At 70.0% G+C, this 18401-nt stretch carries 17 protein-coding genes; 15 read left to right on the top strand and 2 right to left on the bottom strand.

Annotation, left to right across the window (positions count from 1 at the left end):
• Positions 1-34: 34 nt before the first annotated feature.
• Positions 35-1150, top strand: a complete 1116-nt coding sequence (locus Q0A34_RS10240) for a D-alanine--D-alanine ligase family protein (RefSeq protein ID WP_291479895.1) — start codon at positions 35-37, stop codon at positions 1148-1150.
• A gap of 11 nt (positions 1151-1161) precedes the next feature.
• Here Q0A34_RS10240 and Q0A34_RS10235 read toward each other — a convergent pair whose 3' ends face one another.
• A complete protein-coding gene (locus tag Q0A34_RS10235; protein ID WP_291479894.1) occupies positions 1162-2154 on the bottom strand; it encodes a DUF3515 domain-containing protein in 993 nt (330 codons plus the stop codon).
• 111 nt (positions 2155-2265) lie between these two features.
• Between Q0A34_RS10235 and Q0A34_RS10230 the strand changes: the two genes are divergently transcribed.
• The 11 genes from Q0A34_RS10230 (at position 2266) to mutM (ending at position 12166) form a co-directional block, all read left to right on the top strand.
• Positions 2266-3261: a thiamine-phosphate kinase gene (locus tag Q0A34_RS10230; RefSeq protein WP_291479893.1), complete on the top strand. Its 996-nt coding sequence runs from the start codon at positions 2266-2268 to the stop codon at positions 3259-3261.
• On the top strand, positions 3254-3973 hold the full coding sequence (locus Q0A34_RS10225) for a uracil-DNA glycosylase (protein WP_291479892.1): 720 nt from the start codon (positions 3254-3256) through the stop codon (positions 3971-3973). The genes Q0A34_RS10230 and Q0A34_RS10225 overlap by 8 nt, the downstream gene beginning before the upstream one ends.
• Positions 3967-5553 carry a DAK2 domain-containing protein gene (locus Q0A34_RS10220; protein WP_291479891.1) on the top strand — a complete coding sequence of 529 codons (1587 nt, stop codon included), beginning with the start codon at positions 3967-3969 and terminating at the stop codon, positions 5551-5553. The genes Q0A34_RS10225 and Q0A34_RS10220 overlap by 7 nt, the downstream gene beginning before the upstream one ends.
• Positions 5554-7821, top strand: coding sequence for an ATP-dependent DNA helicase RecG (locus tag Q0A34_RS10215; RefSeq protein ID WP_291479890.1), 2268 nt, complete (start codon positions 5554-5556; stop codon positions 7819-7821).
• Positions 7822-7843: 22 nt separating this feature from the next.
• Complete coding sequence (locus Q0A34_RS10210) at positions 7844-8056, top strand: biotin/lipoyl-containing protein (RefSeq protein ID WP_291479889.1); 213 nt, start codon at positions 7844-7846, stop codon at positions 8054-8056.
• Between the two features lie 6 nt (positions 8057-8062).
• Positions 8063-8647 carry an RsmD family RNA methyltransferase gene (locus Q0A34_RS10205; protein WP_291479888.1) on the top strand — a complete coding sequence of 195 codons (585 nt, stop codon included), beginning with the start codon at positions 8063-8065 and terminating at the stop codon, positions 8645-8647.
• Positions 8648-8657: 10 nt separating this feature from the next.
• Complete coding sequence (gene coaD, locus Q0A34_RS10200) at positions 8658-9146, top strand: pantetheine-phosphate adenylyltransferase (protein WP_291479887.1); 489 nt, start codon at positions 8658-8660, stop codon at positions 9144-9146.
• Between the two features lie 77 nt (positions 9147-9223).
• Positions 9224-10018 (top strand): DivIVA domain-containing protein, encoded by a 795-nt coding sequence (locus tag Q0A34_RS10195; RefSeq protein ID WP_291479912.1) that lies wholly within the window; start codon positions 9224-9226, stop codon positions 10016-10018.
• A 37-nt stretch (positions 10019-10055) separates the two neighbouring features.
• The gene (locus tag Q0A34_RS10190; protein WP_291479886.1) at positions 10056-10598 is read left to right on the top strand and encodes a YceD family protein; all 543 of its coding nucleotides are present in this window, start codon (positions 10056-10058) and stop codon (positions 10596-10598) included.
• Positions 10598-11329, top strand: a complete 732-nt coding sequence (gene rnc / locus Q0A34_RS10185; protein ID WP_291479885.1) for a ribonuclease III — start codon at positions 10598-10600, stop codon at positions 11327-11329. The genes Q0A34_RS10190 and rnc overlap by 1 nt, the downstream gene beginning before the upstream one ends.
• A 3-nt stretch (positions 11330-11332) precedes the next feature.
• On the top strand, positions 11333-12166 hold the full coding sequence (gene mutM, locus Q0A34_RS10180; RefSeq protein ID WP_291479884.1) for a bifunctional DNA-formamidopyrimidine glycosylase/DNA-(apurinic or apyrimidinic site) lyase: 834 nt from the start codon (positions 11333-11335) through the stop codon (positions 12164-12166).
• Here the strand turns inward: mutM and Q0A34_RS10175 are convergent.
• On the bottom strand, positions 12151-12855 hold the full coding sequence (locus tag Q0A34_RS10175) for a hypothetical protein (RefSeq protein ID WP_291479883.1): 705 nt from the start codon (positions 12853-12855) through the stop codon (positions 12151-12153). The two genes, mutM and Q0A34_RS10175, sit on opposite strands and share 16 nt — an antisense overlap.
• Positions 12856-13070: 215 nt before the next feature.
• Here Q0A34_RS10175 and Q0A34_RS10170 point away from each other — a divergent pair, with 215 nt between their 5' ends.
• Genes Q0A34_RS10170 through smc form a run of 3 tightly spaced genes read left to right on the top strand, consistent with a single transcriptional unit; the run spans position 13071 to position 18396 of the window.
• Complete coding sequence (locus Q0A34_RS10170; protein ID WP_291479882.1) at positions 13071-14549, top strand: alanine/glycine:cation symporter family protein; 1479 nt, start codon at positions 13071-13073, stop codon at positions 14547-14549.
• A gap of 9 nt (positions 14550-14558) precedes the next feature.
• Positions 14559-14861 carry an acylphosphatase gene (locus Q0A34_RS10165; RefSeq protein ID WP_291479881.1) on the top strand — a complete coding sequence of 101 codons (303 nt, stop codon included), beginning with the start codon at positions 14559-14561 and terminating at the stop codon, positions 14859-14861.
• A gap of 16 nt (positions 14862-14877) precedes the next feature.
• The gene (gene smc, locus Q0A34_RS10160; protein ID WP_291479880.1) at positions 14878-18396 is read left to right on the top strand and encodes a chromosome segregation protein SMC; all 3519 of its coding nucleotides are present in this window, start codon (positions 14878-14880) and stop codon (positions 18394-18396) included.
• The last annotated feature ends 5 nt before the right edge of the window (positions 18397-18401 follow it).

Genomic DNA, 18401 nt, shown 5'->3' with positions numbered 1-18401 from the left:
AGGCACACCACGGAGGCGGCTACACTTGGACTCCGTGAATCTCCCCGTGAATATTCCCGTGACCCCGGCCGGCGACACCTCCGCAGGACACACCCGTACCACTGTGGCGGTGCTCTACGGAGGTCAGAACACCGAACACAGCGTGTCCTGCATCTCCGCCGGTGCCGTGATGTCCCACCTGGACCCTGAACGTTATGAGATCGTGCCGGTGGGGATCACCCGCGACGGCGTGTGGGTGAAGGGCACCACGGACGTGGAGCAGCTGAGCGCCCACGGGCGTGAGCTTCCTGAGGTGGCCCGTGGCAGGGCCGTCACCTTCGACATGGGGGGTCGGCGGGGTGGCCAGCTGCGCTTCGGCGACGGTTCCCTCTACGCCGAGGTCGACGTCGTCTTCCCCGTCCTGCACGGGGTGAACGGAGAGGACGGCACGGTCCAGGGCCTGCTGGAGCTGGCGCACGTCCCGTACGTCGGCAACGGCGTCTTCGCCTCGGCGACGTGCATGGACAAGCAGTACACCAAGGCCGTCGCCAGGCACGCCGGCATCCCGGTCGGCGACGAGGTCATCGTCACCGAACGCCGGGTGCTCACGGAGGAGGAGAAGGAGTCGCTGGGGCTGCCGGTCTTCGTCAAGCCGGCACGGGGCGGGTCCTCCATCGGGATCTCCAAGGTCAGTGACTGGGACGACTTCCCGGCCGCCCTCGAGACCGCCCTGGCGGCCGACGACAAGGTGCTCGTCGAGGCGATGCTGCAGGGGCCCGAGGTCGAGTGCGGTGTGCTGCAGTACCCGGACGGCACGGTCCAGGCGTCCTACCCCTCCATGCTGAAGGGCACCGAGGACGGTCCGGAGGGCTTCTACGGCTTCGACACGAAGTACCTCGACGACATCATCACCTACGAGATCCCCGCACCGCTGCCGGAGGAGCAGGTGGCGGAGATCCGTCGGCTGGCAGTGGAGACGTTCCGTGCGCTGGGCTGCTCCGGGCTGGCGCGGGTCGACTTCTTCGTGACACCGGACGGCCCGGTGCTCAACGAACCGAACACGATGCCGGGGTTCACCCCGATCAGCATGTACCCGAAGATGTTCGCCGCCAGCGGGGTGGAGTACGCCGACCTGCTGGACATCCTCATCGCGCAGGCCCTGGCGGCGTAGCTGCGCCGGGGTCACTGCTCGGCGGTGCGCTCCAGGTTGCCGTCGACGGCCTCGGAGACGGCGGTGAGCACGCTGTTGCCGGCGTCGAGCGGCAGTGAGACCGCCACGGTGTCGGCGTAGCCCATCGAGTACCAGACGCCCGCCGTCGAGCCCTCGGCCAGTGCGGTGTCCTGGAACCAGGGCACGTCGTCGACCTGGGTGAGCTGGGCGCCGGCCTCGTAGCTGTCCGGCAGGTCCACACCGCACCGCAGAACCACAGGTTCACGGCCCTCGGCGACCCAGACCAGGGCACCCTCGACGGACTCCGCGGCCTCAGGGGCGAGCGTGCCGGGGTCGAGCCGCCGGTACTCACCGAGTGTGTCGGGCAGCGCGTCCTCCAGGGCGCCGCAGGAGCCGCTGTCGCGGGTGCGCAGGTCCGCCAGCGGTGCGGGGGCAGGTGCGGGGGCGTCGTCTCCGTCGCCGTGGCGGGTGGTCACCTCGCCCAGGCCGGCGAGGTCGCCGGAGGTGAGCCGGCCCTCGGTGGTCACGGCGACGACGGGGGAGTGGCCCACGGAGTACCAGGTGGTCAGGTCGGAGCCGGGGGTGGCGTCGGCGACCTGCAGCCACTGTTCTCCGCCGCTGTCCTCGACGGAACTGAGCTCCGTGTACTGCGCGGGGACGCTGACCCCGCACCGCAGCGACAGTTCCGTTCCACCGCTGTCACGGTAGCCGGCGGTCCCCTCCGGTGCCGGGTCGGCGACGCCGACGTCTCGGTAGTCCCCGAGACGGCCGGGCAGGTCGTCGATGACCGCGGCGCAGGTGTCGCTGTCGGCGGCCGGTGCGTCGACCGGGCCCATCGCGACCGGGGTGTAGACGCTGCGGTCCACGAGGATCTTCGCCCCGACGAGGACGAAGACGACGAACACCACCGCGATCACGAGCGCCAGGACGGCTCCCCTGCGTCGGACGGTTCCGTGTCCGGTGGTGCTGCTACCCTGATCGGTGACCTTAGACCGTGAAGACATGCGGATGATTCTACGGCCCCCGGGGCGGAAGTCCCGATCACCGGGGGCAGTGGGAGGTTCCGCTGTCGGCCAGTCGCGGTGTGTGCGGTGTGTGACGATACGAGGAGACCGATGACGGGTAAGGCACCAGGGAAGCTCACCGTGGCGCAGGCGGGTGAGGCGGCGACGATCGCCGCGATCCGCGCGGCCGCCCCGAGTGAGATCAACGGTGACGACGCGGCGGTGCTCGACCCGGCGCCGCCGAACTCCCGTCACCTCGCGACGACGGATGTCCTGGTGGAGGGCGTGCACTTCCGTTTCGACTGGTCCACCCCGTTCGAGGTGGGTGCCAAGGCGGTGACCCAGAACTTCGCCGACATCCAGGCGATGGGTGGGCGTCCCACCGCGGTGCTGATGTCCCTGGCCGCACCCGCCGACCTGGAGGTCGACGTGGTCTCCGAGATCGCCCGCGGGGTGGGGGAGTGCGCCGCACCGTGGGCCGTCGAGCTCGTCGGCGGCGACGTGGTCTCCTCGACCCAGCTGGTGGTGTCGTTGACCGCCGTGGGGGTGCTGGCGGGGCCGGACCCCGCCATGACCATCGACGGGGCCCGTCCCGGCCACGAGGTGATCGCCAGTGGGGTCATCGGCCACTCCGCCGCCGGTGAAGCGGTGCTGCGGTACTTCGGGTCCCGGGACGCCGTCCCGGAGGACGCCGTCCTGCAGGACCTGGTGCGGCGGCACTGTGCGCCGGAGCTTGTGGTGGGGCGCGGTTCGGTGGCGCGCGCGGCCGGGGTGTCGGCGATGACGGACAACTCCGACGGGCTGCTGCGCGACCTGGGCTCACTGGCGACGCGGTCCGGGGTTGTTCTGGACCTCGACGGCACCGCGCTCACACCGGACGCCCAGCTGTACTACGCCGGAGAGGTGCTGGGCGTGGACCCGTGGGAGTGGGTGCTCACCGGGGGAGAGGACCACACCCTGGTCGGAACCACCGCCCAGCAGGTCCCCGCCGGATACCGCACCCTGGGCACCGTGCGGGAGGCAGGAGCCGGTACCGGTGACGGCGCCGTCGTCACCGTCGACGGCCAGCCGCCGATCTACACCGGGGGATGGGATTCCCTTGTCTGAGACCGACGTCATCGCCGGACGGATCCTGGCGACCATCCACCCGTCCTGGCGTGCTGAACTGGACGCCGCGGCCGTGGAGGCCGCGGCGGAATGGACCGCCGCGCGGATCACCGACGGAGAACCCGTCCTGCCGGCCCCGGAGAACATCTTCCGCGCCCTGTCGCGGCCGGCCGACGAGACCCGCGTCCTGATCCTGGGGCAGGACCCCTATCCCACCCCCGGGCATGCCGTGGGACTGTCGTTCGCCTCGTCGCCGCAGACCCGGCCGCTGCCGAAGTCCCTGGTGAACATCTACACCGAGTACGAGTCCGACCTGGGTCTGCCCCGGCCGGAGTCGGCGGACCTGTCACCGTGGGCCGACGCCGGTGTGATGCTGCTCAACCGGGTCCTCACCGTGCGTGCGGGTGACGCGAACAGTCACCGGGGACACGGCTGGGAGGAGATCACCGGGGCTGTGGTGGGTCATCTGGCGCAGCGCCCCGTGGTGGGCATCCTCTGGGGCCGTCAGGCCCAGGAGACGGCCGGGGTCCTCGGCCGCCACAGGTGCATCCTGTCACCGCACCCCTCACCGTTGTCGGCGTACCGGGGGTTCTTCGGCTCACGCCCGTTCACCAGGGCCAATGAACTCATCGTGGAGCAGGGCGCCACCCCGGTGAACTGGGACCTGTCCGGACAGGACCGTGGCACCGGCGGGCAGGGGACGCCATGTTGAGCGGAGCACACGTGGCCTGGTGGGCGGAGCAGGCCGCCGCCGGTCTGGCACGTCACAAGGACGAGATCAACGAACTCAACGTCTTCCCGATCCCGGACTCCGACACCGGGTCGAACATGACCGCCACCATGGAGGCCGCGGTCGAGCGCATGCACCAGGACCACGGGGACGCCCGCTCCGCCGTGGACACCGGGACGAGCGTCGCCGACATCGCCTCGTCCCTCGCCGCCGGTGCCGTCACCGGCGCCCGCGGCAACTCCGGTTTGGTGCTGAGCCAGTTCCTGAGGGCCCTGGCGGACTCCGCCGCCGGGTCTCACCGCGACGAACTCCCGGTCGCGGCACTGCCCGGGATGCTGCACCGGGCGGAGAAGCTGGTGCGTCGGGCGGTGTCGGCCCCGGTGGAGGGGACGATCATCACGGTGCTGCACGCCGCGGCCGAACAGGCGTCGGAGAGCCTCGGGGCCGGTGACCAGGCCACCGCCACCGCCGGTGAGGTCGTCCGGGCCACCCGCGACGCCGCGGTGGAGGCACTCGCCGCCACCACGGGGCAGCTACCGGAACTGGCGTCCGCCGGGGTCGTCGACGCCGGTGGGCGTGGTCTCGTGGTGATCCTGGACGCCCTGGTCGACGCCGTCGACTCCCCGGTGCCTGAGCGGGACGGTCCCGAGGACAACCGACGCGCCTCCGCCGCAGGTCCGGCCACCGTCCCCGCCGCCGCAGGTCCCGCTGGCGGCGCAGAGGGCACACACGGTGCCCACACCGCACACCCTCCGTCGGAGCGCACCGGCCCCACCGCCGAGATCGAGGTGATGTTCACCTACCGGGCGGAGGAAGGGCAGCTCGACGTCCTGCGTGAACAGCTGAACCTCCGGGGCAACAGCGTGGTCATCGTGCCCGGGGAGTCCGACGGCTCCTGGCGGGTGCACGTGCACACGGCGGAGGGTGGACCGTTGATCGAGCTGGCCTACCGTACCGGTGAGGTCAGCGACCTCGTCCTGGAGGTTCTGCCGGTGGTGGAGGAGCCCGAACCGTCGCGCCCGTCCGCCCCCGTGCTGGCACTGGCGCCGGAGGGGGGACTGCGCGAGATGTTCGCCGGTGCCGGGGCGACCGCCGGGGACACCCGGACGATCGTCGCCGAGTTCGAGCGTCGCGGCACCGGCTGCATCGTGCTGACGAACGGGCAGGACACCACCGAGCTCTTCGGCCGGTTGTCGTCGTCGACCGGGGAGGCCACTGTGGTGGACACCGAGTCCTTCGTCGGTGGTCTGGCGGCGCTGGCGGTCTACAGCCCCACCGCCGACCTGGACGAGAACGCCGAGGAGATGGCGGACGCGGTGTCGGCGCAACGCTGGCGGGAGACCGACGGCGGCCCCGACGACCTGCGTTCCCTCGTCGAGGGACTCCTCGCCGAGGGCGGTGAACTGGTCACCGTGCTCTACGACGGTGGCCGGGAGGGTCTGGACGGGGTCGACCCGTTCGCCGAGGCCGTCGAGTCGCTGCGGGAGCGGCATCCGTCGGTGGAACTGCACTGCTACCGTGTGTCTGGTCTGGGGCGCCGGGTCCAGGTGGGGGTGGAGTAGATGCTCGGGTGGGACGATCCGCGGCCGCTGAGCCTGGTCATCTCCCCGGAGCGCGCCCGTAAACTCGCCGGAAAGCCCGGACTCGCCACCCTCGGTGAGGCCCTGATGAACTTCCCCACGGGTTACGTCCACACCAGCGGCACCGGGGCGATGACCGGGGACGGCCCCGCCCCGGTGCCCGGGGAACGCTGGACCGACGCCCTGGTCGAAGGCGAACTGCTGACCTGTCTCGGCGAGGTCACCTGGGTCCAGCTGCAGGACAACCGCGGGAGAAAAGGGCCCCGGGAGATCCTCGCGTTCCGCTTCCGGGTGAACGGCGAGGACTTCTCCTCGGCCTTGTTCGGGGCGGCACGCAGCCACCAGCCGTTCGTCACCGTGGGGGCGAAGCTGATGCTGTCCGGAAAGCTCAGGCTCTTCCGCGACGAGTGGCAGCTGCGCAACCCCAGCTACATCACCCTGCACCCCGGCCCCGGCCCGGACGGCAGACCGCTCGAGGGAGAGGCCTACGAGGCGGCGTTCGGAGCCTTCGGTCCATTGGAGACGATCGTCGAGGTCGCCGGGGGGATGCGCGCCGCCCAGGAGCTGCTGTCCGTTCCGTGGCTGCCCACCTACCCCCGCCGCACCGGCACCACCGGGGCGGAGGTCATGGCGGTCACCGGCCACGTTCTGGAGGCGATGGGGCGGCCCTCGGACATGCTGCCCGCCCCGACCGAGGTCACCGGGGCGCCGTCGTGGCCGGAGGTCGGGGGACGCCCCCTGGTCGGATTCGCCACCGCCCTCCACGACATCCACCGGCCACCGGAGGACGGGCCCGCCGACGCCCGGACCCGGTTGACCTTCAATGAGGCGCTGGCCCTTCAGCTGGTGATGGCGCTGCGTCGGGCGGACACCACCGCCCGCCAGGGCCGTGCCGTGGTGCCGGTCGGGGACGACTCCCGGTACGCGGCCCTGACCCGCTCGCTGCCCTACGACCTCACCGACGCCCAGCAGGCGGCGCTCGGCACGATCGGGGAGGCCATGGGTTCCGAGACGCCGATGAGCATGCTCCTGCAGGGCGACGTGGGCTCAGGGAAGACGGTCGTGGCGCTGCTGTCGATGCTGCGGGTGGTGGACTCCGGGGCCCAGTGCGCGTTCCTGGCCCCCACCGAGGTACTGGCCGCCCAGCACCACCGGACCCTCACCGGGCTGCTCGCCGGCACCGGGGTGACGGTCTCCCTGCTCACCGGGTCCCAGCCGGTCTCCGAACGCCGCGACACCCTGCTGGACATCGTCTCCGGCACCAGCGACATCGTCATCGGCACCCACGCGGTGATCCAGGACGCCGTGGAGTTCTACGACCTGGGCATGGTCGTCGTCGACGAGCAGCACCGCTTCGGGGTCCGGCAGCGCGACAAGCTGCGCGAGGAGTCCCCGGTTGACCGGACTCCGCACCTGCTGGTGATGACGGCGACCCCGATCCCGCGCACCGTGGCGATGACGATGTTCGGTGACCTCTCGGTCTGCACCCTGGAGACCTCGCCGGTGGGTCGGGGCGAGGTGTCGTCCCACGTGGTGCCGATGTGGAAGCCGGCCTGGGTGGACCGACTGTTCACCGTGATCCGCGAGCAGGTCGCCGGCGGTCACCGCGTGTTCGTGGTGGTGCCGAGGATCGAGGGGTTCGGCGGGGTGGACAACGTCGCCGACCGCCTGGAGGCGGGGCCGCTCCAGGGACTGAGGATCGGTCGGCTCCACGGCAGGATGGCGGAGAAGTCCGAGGTCATGGAGGACCTCGCCGCCGGTGAGATCGACGTCCTGGTGTCCACCACCGTGGTGGAGGTCGGGGTCGACATCCCCGAGGCCACCGTGATGGTGGTCATGGACGCCGAGAACTTCGGCGTCAGCCAGCTCCACCAGCTGCGGGGACGGGTGGGCCGTGGCAGCGACGCGTCCCTGTGCTTCCTCACCACCATGATCAACCCGGACGCCGAGGAGACGACGCCGGCCGCCGTGGCGTCCTACCGCAGGCTCGAGGCCGTGGCAGCGACGACGGACGGCTTCGCCCTGGCCGAACTCGACCTGCGGACCAGGACAGAGGGCGACGTGCTCGGGGAGCGCCAGTCCGGTGCGCGGGTACGGCGTGCCCGCCTGCTCGACCTGGCCACCGACGCGGAGATCGTCGCCGAGGCCCGACGGTACGCTGAGGACCTCGTGGCCTACGACGAGGCGCTGGCCAGGGCCCTGGTGGCGGATTTCACCGAGGGCGACCAGGAGTACATCGAGCGCAGCTGACCGACGCGATAGACTCCGGGGCATGGACATTCACGCCCCCTTTGCCGGGATCGTCAGATTCGCCGTCGAGGACGGCCAGACCGTCGCCACCGGTGACCGCCTCGCCGTCGTCGAGGCCACCAAGCTGGAGAGCGCCGTCAACGCACCAGGCCCCGGTGTGGTGCACCGTGGCGCCGTGGAGGACTTCGCCCGTGTCGACGGCGGCGACCTGCTGCTGGACCTCAGGGAGGCCTGATCCACGGTGACCCGCATCATCTCCGGCACCGCCCGCGGCCGGAAACTCCGCGTCCCGGGTGACGTCACCCGTCCGACCTCCGACCGTGCCAGGGAGGGGCTGTTCTCCTCCCTCCAGGTCCGGTTCGGCTTCGAGGGGGAGGTCGTGCTGGACCTCTTCGCCGGCTCAGGGGCACTCGGTCTCGAGGCAGGCTCCCGCGGGGCGGCGGAGGTCACCCTCGTCGACGACAACCACCGGGCCTGCGAGACGATCCGGGCCAACGCCGACGTGGTCGGTCACCCCGATGTGCACGTCGTCGAGTCCAAGGCGTCGAGTTTCCTGGCCACCGTGCCTCCCGACAGGTTCTCCATGGTGCTCGCCGACCCGCCCTACGAGCTCAGTGACGAGGCGGTCGACGCGATGGTCGCCGCTCTGGTGCCGGCCCTGATGAAGGACGCCGTGGTCGTCGTCGAACGGCACGTCGACTCAGCGGAGGTCACGTGGCCCCAGGGTTTCGAGAAGACGAACCAGAAGCTGAAGAAGCGCACCTACGGCATCGCCCGGATGGACATGGCGATCTGGCGGGGACGGCCGGAGGCGGACGAGAGGTAGGATCTAGCCCATGCGAGTCTGCTGCCCCGGGTCCTTCGACCCCGTCACCAACGGTCACCTCGACATCTTCACGCGAGCCGCGCGGAACTTCGACGAGGTGACCGTCCTGGTCACCTACAACCCCAACAAGTCCGGCCTGTTCACCGCCGAGGAGCGGGTCACGCTCATCCGTGAGGCGCTCGAGGACAGCGGTGCGCCGGAGGCCGACCGGATCACCGTGGACACCTGGGACCGGCTCCTGGTGGACTACCTCACCGACAACGGCATCCCGGCGATGGTCAAGGGGCTGCGCAGCTCTCTCGACTACGAGTACGAGCTGCCGATGGCGCAGATGAACCAGCGGTTGTCGGGGGTGGAGACCTTCTTCCTCCTGACCAACCCGCAGTTCGGCTACGTCTCCTCCACGATCTGCAAGGAAGTGGCCAGGTACGGAGGGGACGTGAACGGCCTGCTGCCGCAGAACGTCGCTGCCGCGGTGGCCGACAAGTACGGCCAGTGAGGGTGTCCCACCCCTGACGACCTGCCCCTGCGTGTCACATCCGTACCGTGCGCACCATTTCTGGCATGCTGGGACGCATGTACAAGACTTTCCAGGGCCTCGATGATCTCCAGAACATGGTCGACCAGGCGTACGGCGTCCCGATGACGTCCAACTGCATGGTCCCGCGCCGCGAGGTCCAGGACCTGCTGGACGAGGTCCGCACCGCCATCCCGGTCGAGATGGACGACGCCCAGGACGTCCTCGATCACCGCGACGGCATCATCGCCAACGCCGAGGACGAGGCGGACACCCTGGTCCGCGACGCGGAGGCGCAGCGCGACCGGATCCTCGAGGAGGCACGTAGGCAGGCCGAGGACATGGTCAACGACGCCGAGGAGCGTGCCCACTCCACCGTGGCCCGGGCGGAGTCCGAGGCGGACCGCCTGGTGTCCGACGCACGTGCGGAGTACGAGCAGACCGTCTCGCGTGCGGAGGCCGAGGCGGAGCGTCTCGTCACCGCCGGCAACGAGTCCTACGACCGTTCGGTCAACGAGGGCATCGCCGAGCAGCAGCGCCTGGTCAGTGAGTCCGAGGTCGTCCGGGTCGCCGAAGAGGAGGCCCGCCGGATCGTCGAGTCCGCCCACTCCGACTCCGACCGGCTGCGGCGTGAATGCGACCACTACGTCGACTCCACCCTCGCGCAGTTCGAGGAGTCGCTCACCGGGACGCTGCGCACCGTGTCCCGTGACCGTTCCGCCCTGCGCAAGGGGGCCGGTGTCTCCGGGGTGCGCCACGGCGACACGGCGGGACGCGAGTCCGGTCGACGGGACCCGCGCGGCGACTACCGCGAGGAGTACCGGGAGGAGTACCGGGACGGCTACCGGGACTGATTCGCACAACCCCCGGTGTCGAGGGTAGAAACATGGTGTGAGTAACGATCCTTTTCTCCTCGATGTCCGTGAGCCGCTCGTGTCCGTCGGGACACCCCACCATGTGACGACCTCCGGTGCCTCTCCGGTCCGCCTGGGCGGTGAGATGCTCGGCGTCGCCGAGGGGGAACAGGTCGAGGTCGTGGCCGACATCACCAACCTGGGCGAGTCGCTGCTGGTGGACGCCACGGCCCACGCCCGGGTCAGCGGCCAGTGCTCCCGCTGCCTGACCGGGATCAGCGAGGAGGTCTCGCTCCATGTCAGCGACGTCTTCGGTACGACCCCCGACTTCATCTCCGGGGACGACGCCGAGGAGGGCGATGAGCCGCACATGGTCCAGGACGACCGTGTGGACATCACCCAGCTGCTGGTCGACGAAGCGGGACTGAACCTCCCGTTCAACCCGGTGTGCGAGGACTACGGCCAGACCTGCTCCGACGCAACCCCGGCTCCGGACGGGATCTCCGGCGAGGAGGAGACCGTGGACCCGCGGTGGGCCGCCCTCGCCGACAAGTTCCCCGAGCAGAAGGGGGGCAACTGATGGCACGTAAGCGCCGTCTCACCGGGGAGGCGGCACTCGACGCCGCCTACTCGAAGACCGACCACGCCCCGCTGCTGGAGGCATGGGGGGTTGACCTGCCGGACGACATGCTCCGCCTGGCACTGTCGCACCGGTCCTTCGCCAACGAGAACGGCAACCTGCCCAACAACGAGCGGCTCGAGTTCCTCGGCGACGCGGTACTGGGGCTCAGTGTCGCCGAACAGCTCTACGTGCAGTTCCCGGAGCGCTCCGAGGCCGACATCTCCAAGATGCGTGCCGGGGTGGTCAACATGTACGCCCTGGCCGACGTGGCCCGCGAGCTCGGGATGGGGGAGTACATCCTGCTGGGACGTGGTGAGATGCTCACCGGCGGCAGTGACAAGCACTCGATCCTCGCCGACTCGGTGGAGGCGATGCTCGGGGCGATCTACCTCGTCCACGGGTTCGGGACGGCCCGGGAGGCTGTACTGCGGATCTTCGAGAACCGGATCACCACCGCGCCGTCCACCGGCCTGACGATGGACTGGAAGACAGTGCTGCTGGAGAAGCTCAGCGACCTCCGGATCCCCGGTGACCCGGTGTACGCCTCGGAGGCGGAGGGGCCGGCCCACGACCAGACCTTCCACGCCACGGTCACCGTGGGCGGGACGGTGCGGGGGAAGGGGACCGGGCACACGAAGAAGGAGGCCGAGCACCAGGCCGCCCGTGAGGCATACAAGGCCCTGAGCTGAGCCGTGCCTGAGCTCCCTGAGGTCGAGGTGGTCCGGCGTGGACTGGCCGGGCACGTCCTGGGTGCCGGATTCCGGCACACCGAGGTGCTGCACCCGCGGGCCGTCCGCGGCCAGGACGGAGGTGCGGAGGCGCTCGTCGCCGGGCTCCGTGACGCCACGGTGGTCGGCGTGTGCCGTCGCGGCAAGTACCTGTGGCTGGACCTGGGGGAGCGGGGGAACCTGCTGGTCCACCTGGGCATGTCCGGTCAGATGCTGCTCGGGGCTCCCGGGACCGTGGTGTCGCCGCACGTCCGGATCCGTTCGCAGCTTGTCACCGCTTCCGGAGAGCCCCTGGAGCTCACTTTCGTGGACCAGCGGACCTTCGGCCGGTGGGAACTGACCGGCGCCGACCCTGTGCCGCACATCGCCCTCGACCCCATGGACCCCGAGTTCGACCCGGTGAGCACGGCCAGGGCCGTGCGCCGGCGGCGTTCCGAGGTCAAGCGGGTTCTGCTGGACCAGAGCGTCGTCTCCGGGATCGGCAACATCTACGCCGACGAGGCACTCTGGGACGCCGGTGTACACCCACGGAAACGGGCGAGCGCCATGCGGCAGCAGGACGTCCTGCGCGTCCTCACGGCGGCACAGCAGGTGATGGCCCGTGCCCTGGAGGCCGGCGGGACGTCCTTCGACGACCTCTACGTGAACGTCAACGGGGCGTCCGGCTACTTCTCACGGTCACTCAACGCCTACGGGCGTGAGGGCGAACCCTGCCTGAGATGCGGCACCGCGATGGTGCGGGAACAGTGGATGAACCGGTCGAGCCACTACTGCCCGGTGTGTCAGACGATGCGCTGACCGTACCGGTGAGGGTCGCACAGCGGCTGGAGCCGGTGGTAGACGCCGGCGACATTGATCCCGAGGGCGGTGTTGGGGGTGACGGTCAGTGTGCGCACCGGTACCGGGATCCCGACGAAGCGGGTGGTGACTGAGCCGTCCCCCTGGCCGGTGATCCTCAGCGCACCGCCCTTCACCTCGAAGGCCGTGGTGTCCGAGACCGGGACGCTCTGGCGGTACAACAGCCCGACCCGCTTGCGCAGCACCCCGCCCTCGGTGAGCCACACGGCACTGCCCCCGAAGGTCGACAGGCCACCCACGGCGAGTGTCGCGAAGAGCAGGATCTCGATCGCCGACGAGTCCGCGAAATCCGCCAGCAGCCAGACGCCTGAGGCGAGCGCGAAGGCGGACAACAGGCTCGGGAAGGCGACGGTGGAGACCCGGAACATGCCGGTTTCCTCACGCACCGTCGCGGTGAGCCAACGGGGCATGGCCTGCGGACCCAGCCTCCGGTGGACGGAGAGATAGGCCAGGAGCAGGGCGACCCCTAAGATCGTCGCGACGTAGCCGGGCGTGATGTCCTTCGTCGTGACGGTGATGGCGATACCTCCGACGAGGAAGAAGCCGAACACGAAGTAGGTCTGCCACTGGCTCGTGGGCGGAACGACGAGTGGGGTCAGTGTGTTGCCGGCCGAGCCTGTGCTGTCCATGGTGCGGTCCCTGTCTTCTCGAGGTCTTCTCACACTATTCTCAACGCCGACGCTGTCGGGGAGAAGAGTAGCAGGATCGGACCCGGGTGACCTCGCCCTCGACGAAACACGCACGTAACATGCGCGTAACGTGCTGAGTCCCCCGACGTGACGTGTCGCACCTTTCAGGGGGGTCGGTGCCAGACTTCGCGGTGCCGCGCAGTAACGTCCGAAAAATGACGGATTTCATCACCTCCATGAATGACGGCGTGTGGAGCGTCGTCGTCTGGGCTCTCGTCGGCGCCGGCCTGTACTTCGGTGTCCGCACGGTCCTGGTCCAGCTGCGGTTGTTTCCCCAGATGTTCGGCGCGGTCGCCGAAGCACCGTACGAGGACGACGAGATGCTCCGCCGCGACCCCGGGGCGGCCACGAAGAAGGGCATCTCGCCGTTCAAGGCGTTCACCATCTCCGCCGCCTCCCGGGTGGGCACCGGCAACGTCGCCGGTGTGGCGGTCGCCATCACACTCGGCGGTCCCGGAGCGGTGTTCTGGATGTGGATCATCGCCATCCTCGGCGGCGCCACCTCCTTCGTCGAGGCGACCCTCGCGCAGCTCTACAAGACCCGTGACTACGCCAACAACGCCTACCGTGGTGGCCCGGCCTACTACATGACCCGCGGGCTCAACAAGCCCGTCCTGGCCGTCATCTTCGGCATCGTCATCACCTTGACCTTCGGGTTCATCAACAACGCCCTGCAGACGAACTCCATCGTCGAGTCCATGGGCCGTTCCGCCGACAACGACGGCATGACCCTCAAGGTCTTCATCGGGCTCGCCGTGGCGGCACTCACCGCGGTCATCGTCTTCGGCGGTGTGCAGCGCATCGCCTCCTTCACCCAGGTCATCGTGCCGTTCATGGCGGTCGCCTACATCGGTCTCGGGCTGGTCGTGGTGCTGATGAACCTCTCCGAGATCCCGGGCGTCTTCGCCCAGATCGTCGGACACGCCCTCGGCTTCCGCGAGGTCGCCGGTGCCGCTGTCGGTGCCGCCTTCATGAACGGCATGCGCCGTGGCCTGTTCTCCAACGAGGCGGGCCAGGGCTCGGTGCCCAACGCCGCCGGTACCGCGGCCGTGTCCCACCCGGTGAAGCAGGGACTCGTCCAGACCCTCGGCGTCTACTTCGACACCCTCATCGTCTGTTCCGTCACGGCCTTCATCATCCTGCTGTCGAACCCGCCGTTCGGAGAGGACGTCCAGGGCGCCAGCCTCACCCAGGACTCCATGGCCTCCCAGGTGGGCACGTGGGGCATCCACGCCGTCACGTTCATCCTGTTCTTCCTGGCCTTCTCCTCGGTGATCGGCAACTACTACCTCGCGCAGTCCAACGTCGAGTACTTCACGAAGAACCCGACGGTCATGTTCGGCTTCCGCGTGCTGGTCGTGGTGTGCGTCTTCCTCGGCGCCATCGTGGACGTCCCGGTGATCTGGGCGCTCGCAGACACATTCACCGCGATCATGGTGGTGGTCAACCTGTGCGCCATCATCCCGCTGTGCCCGGTCGCACTGAAGCTGCTGCGCAACTACACCGCCCAGAAGAAGCAGGGCCTCGACCCGGTCTTCCGCCGCAGCATGCTGCCCGAGCTGAAGAACGTCGAGTGCTGGGACGACAAGGACGACACCTTCGAGGCCGTGCCCGCGCAGACCCTTCGCGGGTAAACTGGCCCCATGACCGGCCGCGCACAGCACACCGACGCCCCGACCACGCGCCTGACCGCGTGGGTCCACGGACTGGTCCAGGGGGTCGGCTTCCGCTGGGCGACGCGGTCGAAGGCACTGGAACTCGGCCTCGTCGGCTTCGCGTCCAACTACCCCGACGGACGGGTGCTGGTGGTCGCCGAGGGGTCCGGGGACGCCACTGGCGCCCTGCTGGACTGGTTGCGCTCCGGGGACACCCCCGGGCACGTGGACCACGTGGTGGATTCGGTGACGGGGCCGCGTGGCGACTACACGGGGTTCGACACCCGCTGAGGTAAAATCCACGCCCATGCACCTCAAGTCGTTGACCCTGAAGGGTTTCAAGTCCTTCGCGTCGGCGACGACCCTGAAACTCGAACCGGGTATCTGCGCGGTCGTCGGGCCGAACGGATCGGGCAAGTCGAACGTCGTCGACGCACTCGCCTGGGTGATGGGGGAGCAGGGGGCGAAGACACTGCGCGGCGGCAAGATGGAGGACGTCATCTTCGCCGGGGCCGGCGACCGCAAGGCACTCGGCCGCGCCGAGGTCACCCTGACCATCGACAACGCCGACGGCGCCCTGCCCATCGACTACACCGAGGTCTCGGTGACCCGCCGGATGTTCCGGGACGGTGCCAGCGAGTACGAGATCAACGGTTCCAAGGCCCGGTTGATGGACATCCAGGAGCTGCTCTCCGACTCCGGCATCGGCCGCGAGATGCACGTGATCGTCGGCCAGGGCCGCCTGGCCCAGATCCTGGAGTCCCGTCCCGAGGAGCGGCGCGCCTACATCGAGGAAGCCGCCGGCGTGCTCAAGCACCGGCGCCGTAAGGAGAAGGCGCAACGCAAACTCGTCTCCATGCAGGGCAACCTCGACCGCCTGCACGACCTCACCGACGAACTGGCCAAACAGCTCAAACCGCTGGCCCGCCAGGCAGAGGCTGCCCAACGCGCCGAGCAGGTCCAGGCCACCATACGGTCCAACCGGCTGCTGCTCACCGCCGACAAGGTCCGCCGGCTCTCCGACGAACTCAACGACGCCGACGCCCAGGCCAGCGTCCTGGAGGCCGACATCGCCGAGCAGCGCTCCGCGCTCGAGGAGCACACGGGCGAGCTGGCGACCACCGAGGAGGAGCTGCGCACCGCCCTGGAGGAGGCGGAGTCGGCGAAGTCCCTGTGGTTCCGGCTGTCCACCGTCGCCGAGAAGAACGCCGCCACCCTGCGGATCGCCTCCGACCGTGCACAGGACTCCGGCGCCGACGGCACCTGGACCGGCCAGGACCCCGAGGAACTCACCGCCCGCGCTGAACAGGCGGAGGAGGAGCAGGCGCTGCTCGACGAGGAGGTCGAGGTCGCCACCGAACGCCTGGAGAGCATCCGTGACGACGTCGCCGCCCGCGACGAGGCCGCCCGCGCGGCGGAGCAGGAGCACCTGGCCCAGGTCCGGGCGATCGCCGACCGCCGGGAGGGCATCGTGCGGCTGCTGGCACAGCAGGAGTCGATCGAGCAACGCCGCGCCGCCGCGGAGGAGGAGATCGCCCGACTGGAGCAGTCGGTCGAGGAACAGCGAGAGTCGCTGGAGGCCACCACCGGGACGGAGGAGGCCGACGCCGCCGACGCCCTCGCCGACCTTCAGAACCGGGGCTCCGGACTGGAGGACGCCGCAGAACGCGCGGCCGAGGAGTCCACCGTCGCCGAACACCGGGTCGCCGAGCTGCGCGCCGCCGAACGCGACCTGGAGCGCACCATCGCCTCACTGGAGGCCTCAGTGGAGGCGTGGCGGGACCGGCTGCGCCCGTCGGACGGCGCCGCAGTCGCCGTGCGCGCCGCCGAGGACAGGGGACTGGACCCGTTGCGGCCGCTGGCAGAACTGCTCACCGTCCGTGACGGCTGGGAGAGGGCCGTGGCCGCGGTGCTGCCCACGGGACTCGCCGGGGAAGACGCCGACACGATAGACACGCTAGTCGACGCCCTCGTCGACGCGGCTGAAGGGCGTACCGTGCTCCTGGCCGGCGACGGTGCCGGTGCCGCCGGCGAGTCCTGGCGCCTCGACAGCGGCGACGGCCCGGCCGACTGGCTGCTTGACCACGTCGACGTCGCCGACGCCGTCGTGCCCGCGGTCACGGCACTGCTCGTCGACGTCGTCGCCGTCGCCGACGTCGCCGAAGGCCGCCGCGTCGTCTACGCGGACCCCCGGCTGCGCGCCGTGACCCCGGCCGGAGTCGTCGTCGGCGCGGGATGGGTCGCGGCCGGATCCGGCGGCACCACCCCGGTGGAGCTGTCCGCGAGGATCGACCAGGCCACCGCGGAGATCGACGCACGCACCTCGGAACTGGCCGACCTGCAGGCCACCCTCCGTGGTGCTGAACAGGCCGCGGAGGAACTGCGCACCTCCGCCGCCGGGGCCACCGCCGCCGTGCGCGACCACCGCACCCGCCTCACCGCGGCCCGGCAGCGCGTCGAGGCCGCCGAACGCACCGCCGGGCAGGCACGACGGCTCCTCGACAAGGCCGTCGCCCAGCGGGACGAGGCCGAGAAACGGCGCGACGCCCTCGCCGCCGAGGCCGACGAGATCGCCGACCGGCTCGCCAGACTCGACGCCGACGGTGAGACCGACGGCACCTCCGACGAGCCGTCCACCGCCGAACGCGACGCCACTTCACAGGCACTCGCCCAGGCCCGCGCCATGGAGATGGAGGCGAGGCTGGCGCTGCGCACCGCCGAGGAACGCGCCGGCAACCACCGGGGTCGGGCGGACGCCCTGCGACGCCAGGCACGCCAGGAGGCCGCGGCCCGGGAACAGTTCAACCGCGCCGCGGCGAAACGCCGGGCCGCCCGTGAACGCGCCCGCGTCGTCGCCGAACAGGCCCGTCGCGTCGACCTGCGGATCCGAGACGCACTGCAGCGTGCGGAGAACACCCGTGCCCGCACCGACGAGGCACACCGCCGGTGGCAGGCGGCCCTGAACGAACGCAAGGACAAGGTCAACACCCTGACCCTGCGACTCAACCACCTCACCAACACCGCCCACACCGCCGAGATCGCCCGCAGCCAGGCGCAGCTTCGCATCGAACAAGCCCTGGAGCAGGCCATGGACCAGCTCGGCATGACCGCCGCCCAGCTGCTGGAGGAGGCCCCCGGAGAGGACTTCGACCGTGACGAGGCCACCCGCGAGCTCAAGGCCGCCGAGAAGTCCCTGCGCTCCCTGGGCAAGGTCAACCCCCTGGCACTCGAGGAGTACTCCGCTCTCGAGGAACGCCACCGCTTCCTGGCCACCCAGCTCGACGACGTCGAGAAGGCCCGCAACGACCTCGAAGGGGTGATCAAGGACGTCGACGACACCATCCTCGCGCTGTTCACCGAGGCCTGGAACGACGTCGAGGACGAGTTCCCCCGGGTGTTCGCCACACTGTTCCCCGGAGGGGCAGGCCGCCTGATCCTCACCGACCCCGACGACATGCTCACCACCGGTATCGAGGTCGAGGCCCGGCCGCCGGGCAAGAAGGTCAAGAGACTCTCCCTGCTCTCCGGCGGGGAGAAGTCGCTCACCGCCCTGGCCCTGCTCGTCGCGATCTTCCGTGCCCGGCCCAGTCCCTTCTACGTCATGGACGAGGTGGAGGCCGCGCTGGACGACGTGAACCTGCGTCGGCTCATCGCCCTGTTCGAGGAACTCCGTGAGGATTCGCAGCTCATCGTCATCACGCACCAGAAGCCGACCATGGACGTCGCCAACGTCCTGTACGGGGTGACCATGCGCGGCGACGGGGTCACGAGGGTGATCTCCCAACGCATGGACCCCAAACCAGCCGAACCTGTCGACCCCACCTAGAATGG

This window comes from Corynebacterium sp. (assembly GCF_022712195.1).
GTDB lineage: Bacteria > Actinomycetota > Actinomycetes > Mycobacteriales > Mycobacteriaceae > Corynebacterium.
This window is presented reverse-complemented; position numbering and strand designations above follow the sequence as displayed.

What these genes read in the sequence shown, in the direction of transcription:
- Q0A34_RS10235 (WP_291479894.1), bottom strand. Translation starts at nt 2,154, where the DNA reads ATGTCTTCACGGTCTAAGGTCACCGATCAGGGTAGCAGCACCACCGGA.
- Q0A34_RS10230 (WP_291479893.1), top strand. Translation starts at nt 2,266, where the DNA reads ATGACGGGTAAGGCACCAGGGAAGCTCACCGTGGCGCAGGCGGGTGAG.
- Q0A34_RS10220 (WP_291479891.1), top strand. Translation starts at nt 3,967, where the DNA reads ATGTTGAGCGGAGCACACGTGGCCTGGTGGGCGGAGCAGGCCGCCGCC.
- Q0A34_RS10215 (WP_291479890.1), top strand. Translation starts at nt 5,554, where the DNA reads ATGCTCGGGTGGGACGATCCGCGGCCGCTGAGCCTGGTCATCTCCCCG.
- Q0A34_RS10210 (WP_291479889.1), top strand. Translation starts at nt 7,844, where the DNA reads ATGGACATTCACGCCCCCTTTGCCGGGATCGTCAGATTCGCCGTCGAG.
- coaD (WP_291479887.1), top strand. Translation starts at nt 8,658, where the DNA reads ATGCGAGTCTGCTGCCCCGGGTCCTTCGACCCCGTCACCAACGGTCAC.
- Q0A34_RS10195 (WP_291479912.1), top strand. Translation starts at nt 9,224, where the DNA reads ATGTACAAGACTTTCCAGGGCCTCGATGATCTCCAGAACATGGTCGAC.
- rnc (WP_291479885.1), top strand. Translation starts at nt 10,598, where the DNA reads ATGGCACGTAAGCGCCGTCTCACCGGGGAGGCGGCACTCGACGCCGCC.
- Q0A34_RS10175 (WP_291479883.1), bottom strand. Translation starts at nt 12,855, where the DNA reads ATGGACAGCACAGGCTCGGCCGGCAACACACTGACCCCACTCGTCGTT.
- Q0A34_RS10170 (WP_291479882.1), top strand. Translation starts at nt 13,071, where the DNA reads ATGACGGATTTCATCACCTCCATGAATGACGGCGTGTGGAGCGTCGTC.
- Q0A34_RS10165 (WP_291479881.1), top strand. Translation starts at nt 14,559, where the DNA reads ATGACCGGCCGCGCACAGCACACCGACGCCCCGACCACGCGCCTGACC.
- smc (WP_291479880.1), top strand. Translation starts at nt 14,878, where the DNA reads ATGCACCTCAAGTCGTTGACCCTGAAGGGTTTCAAGTCCTTCGCGTCG.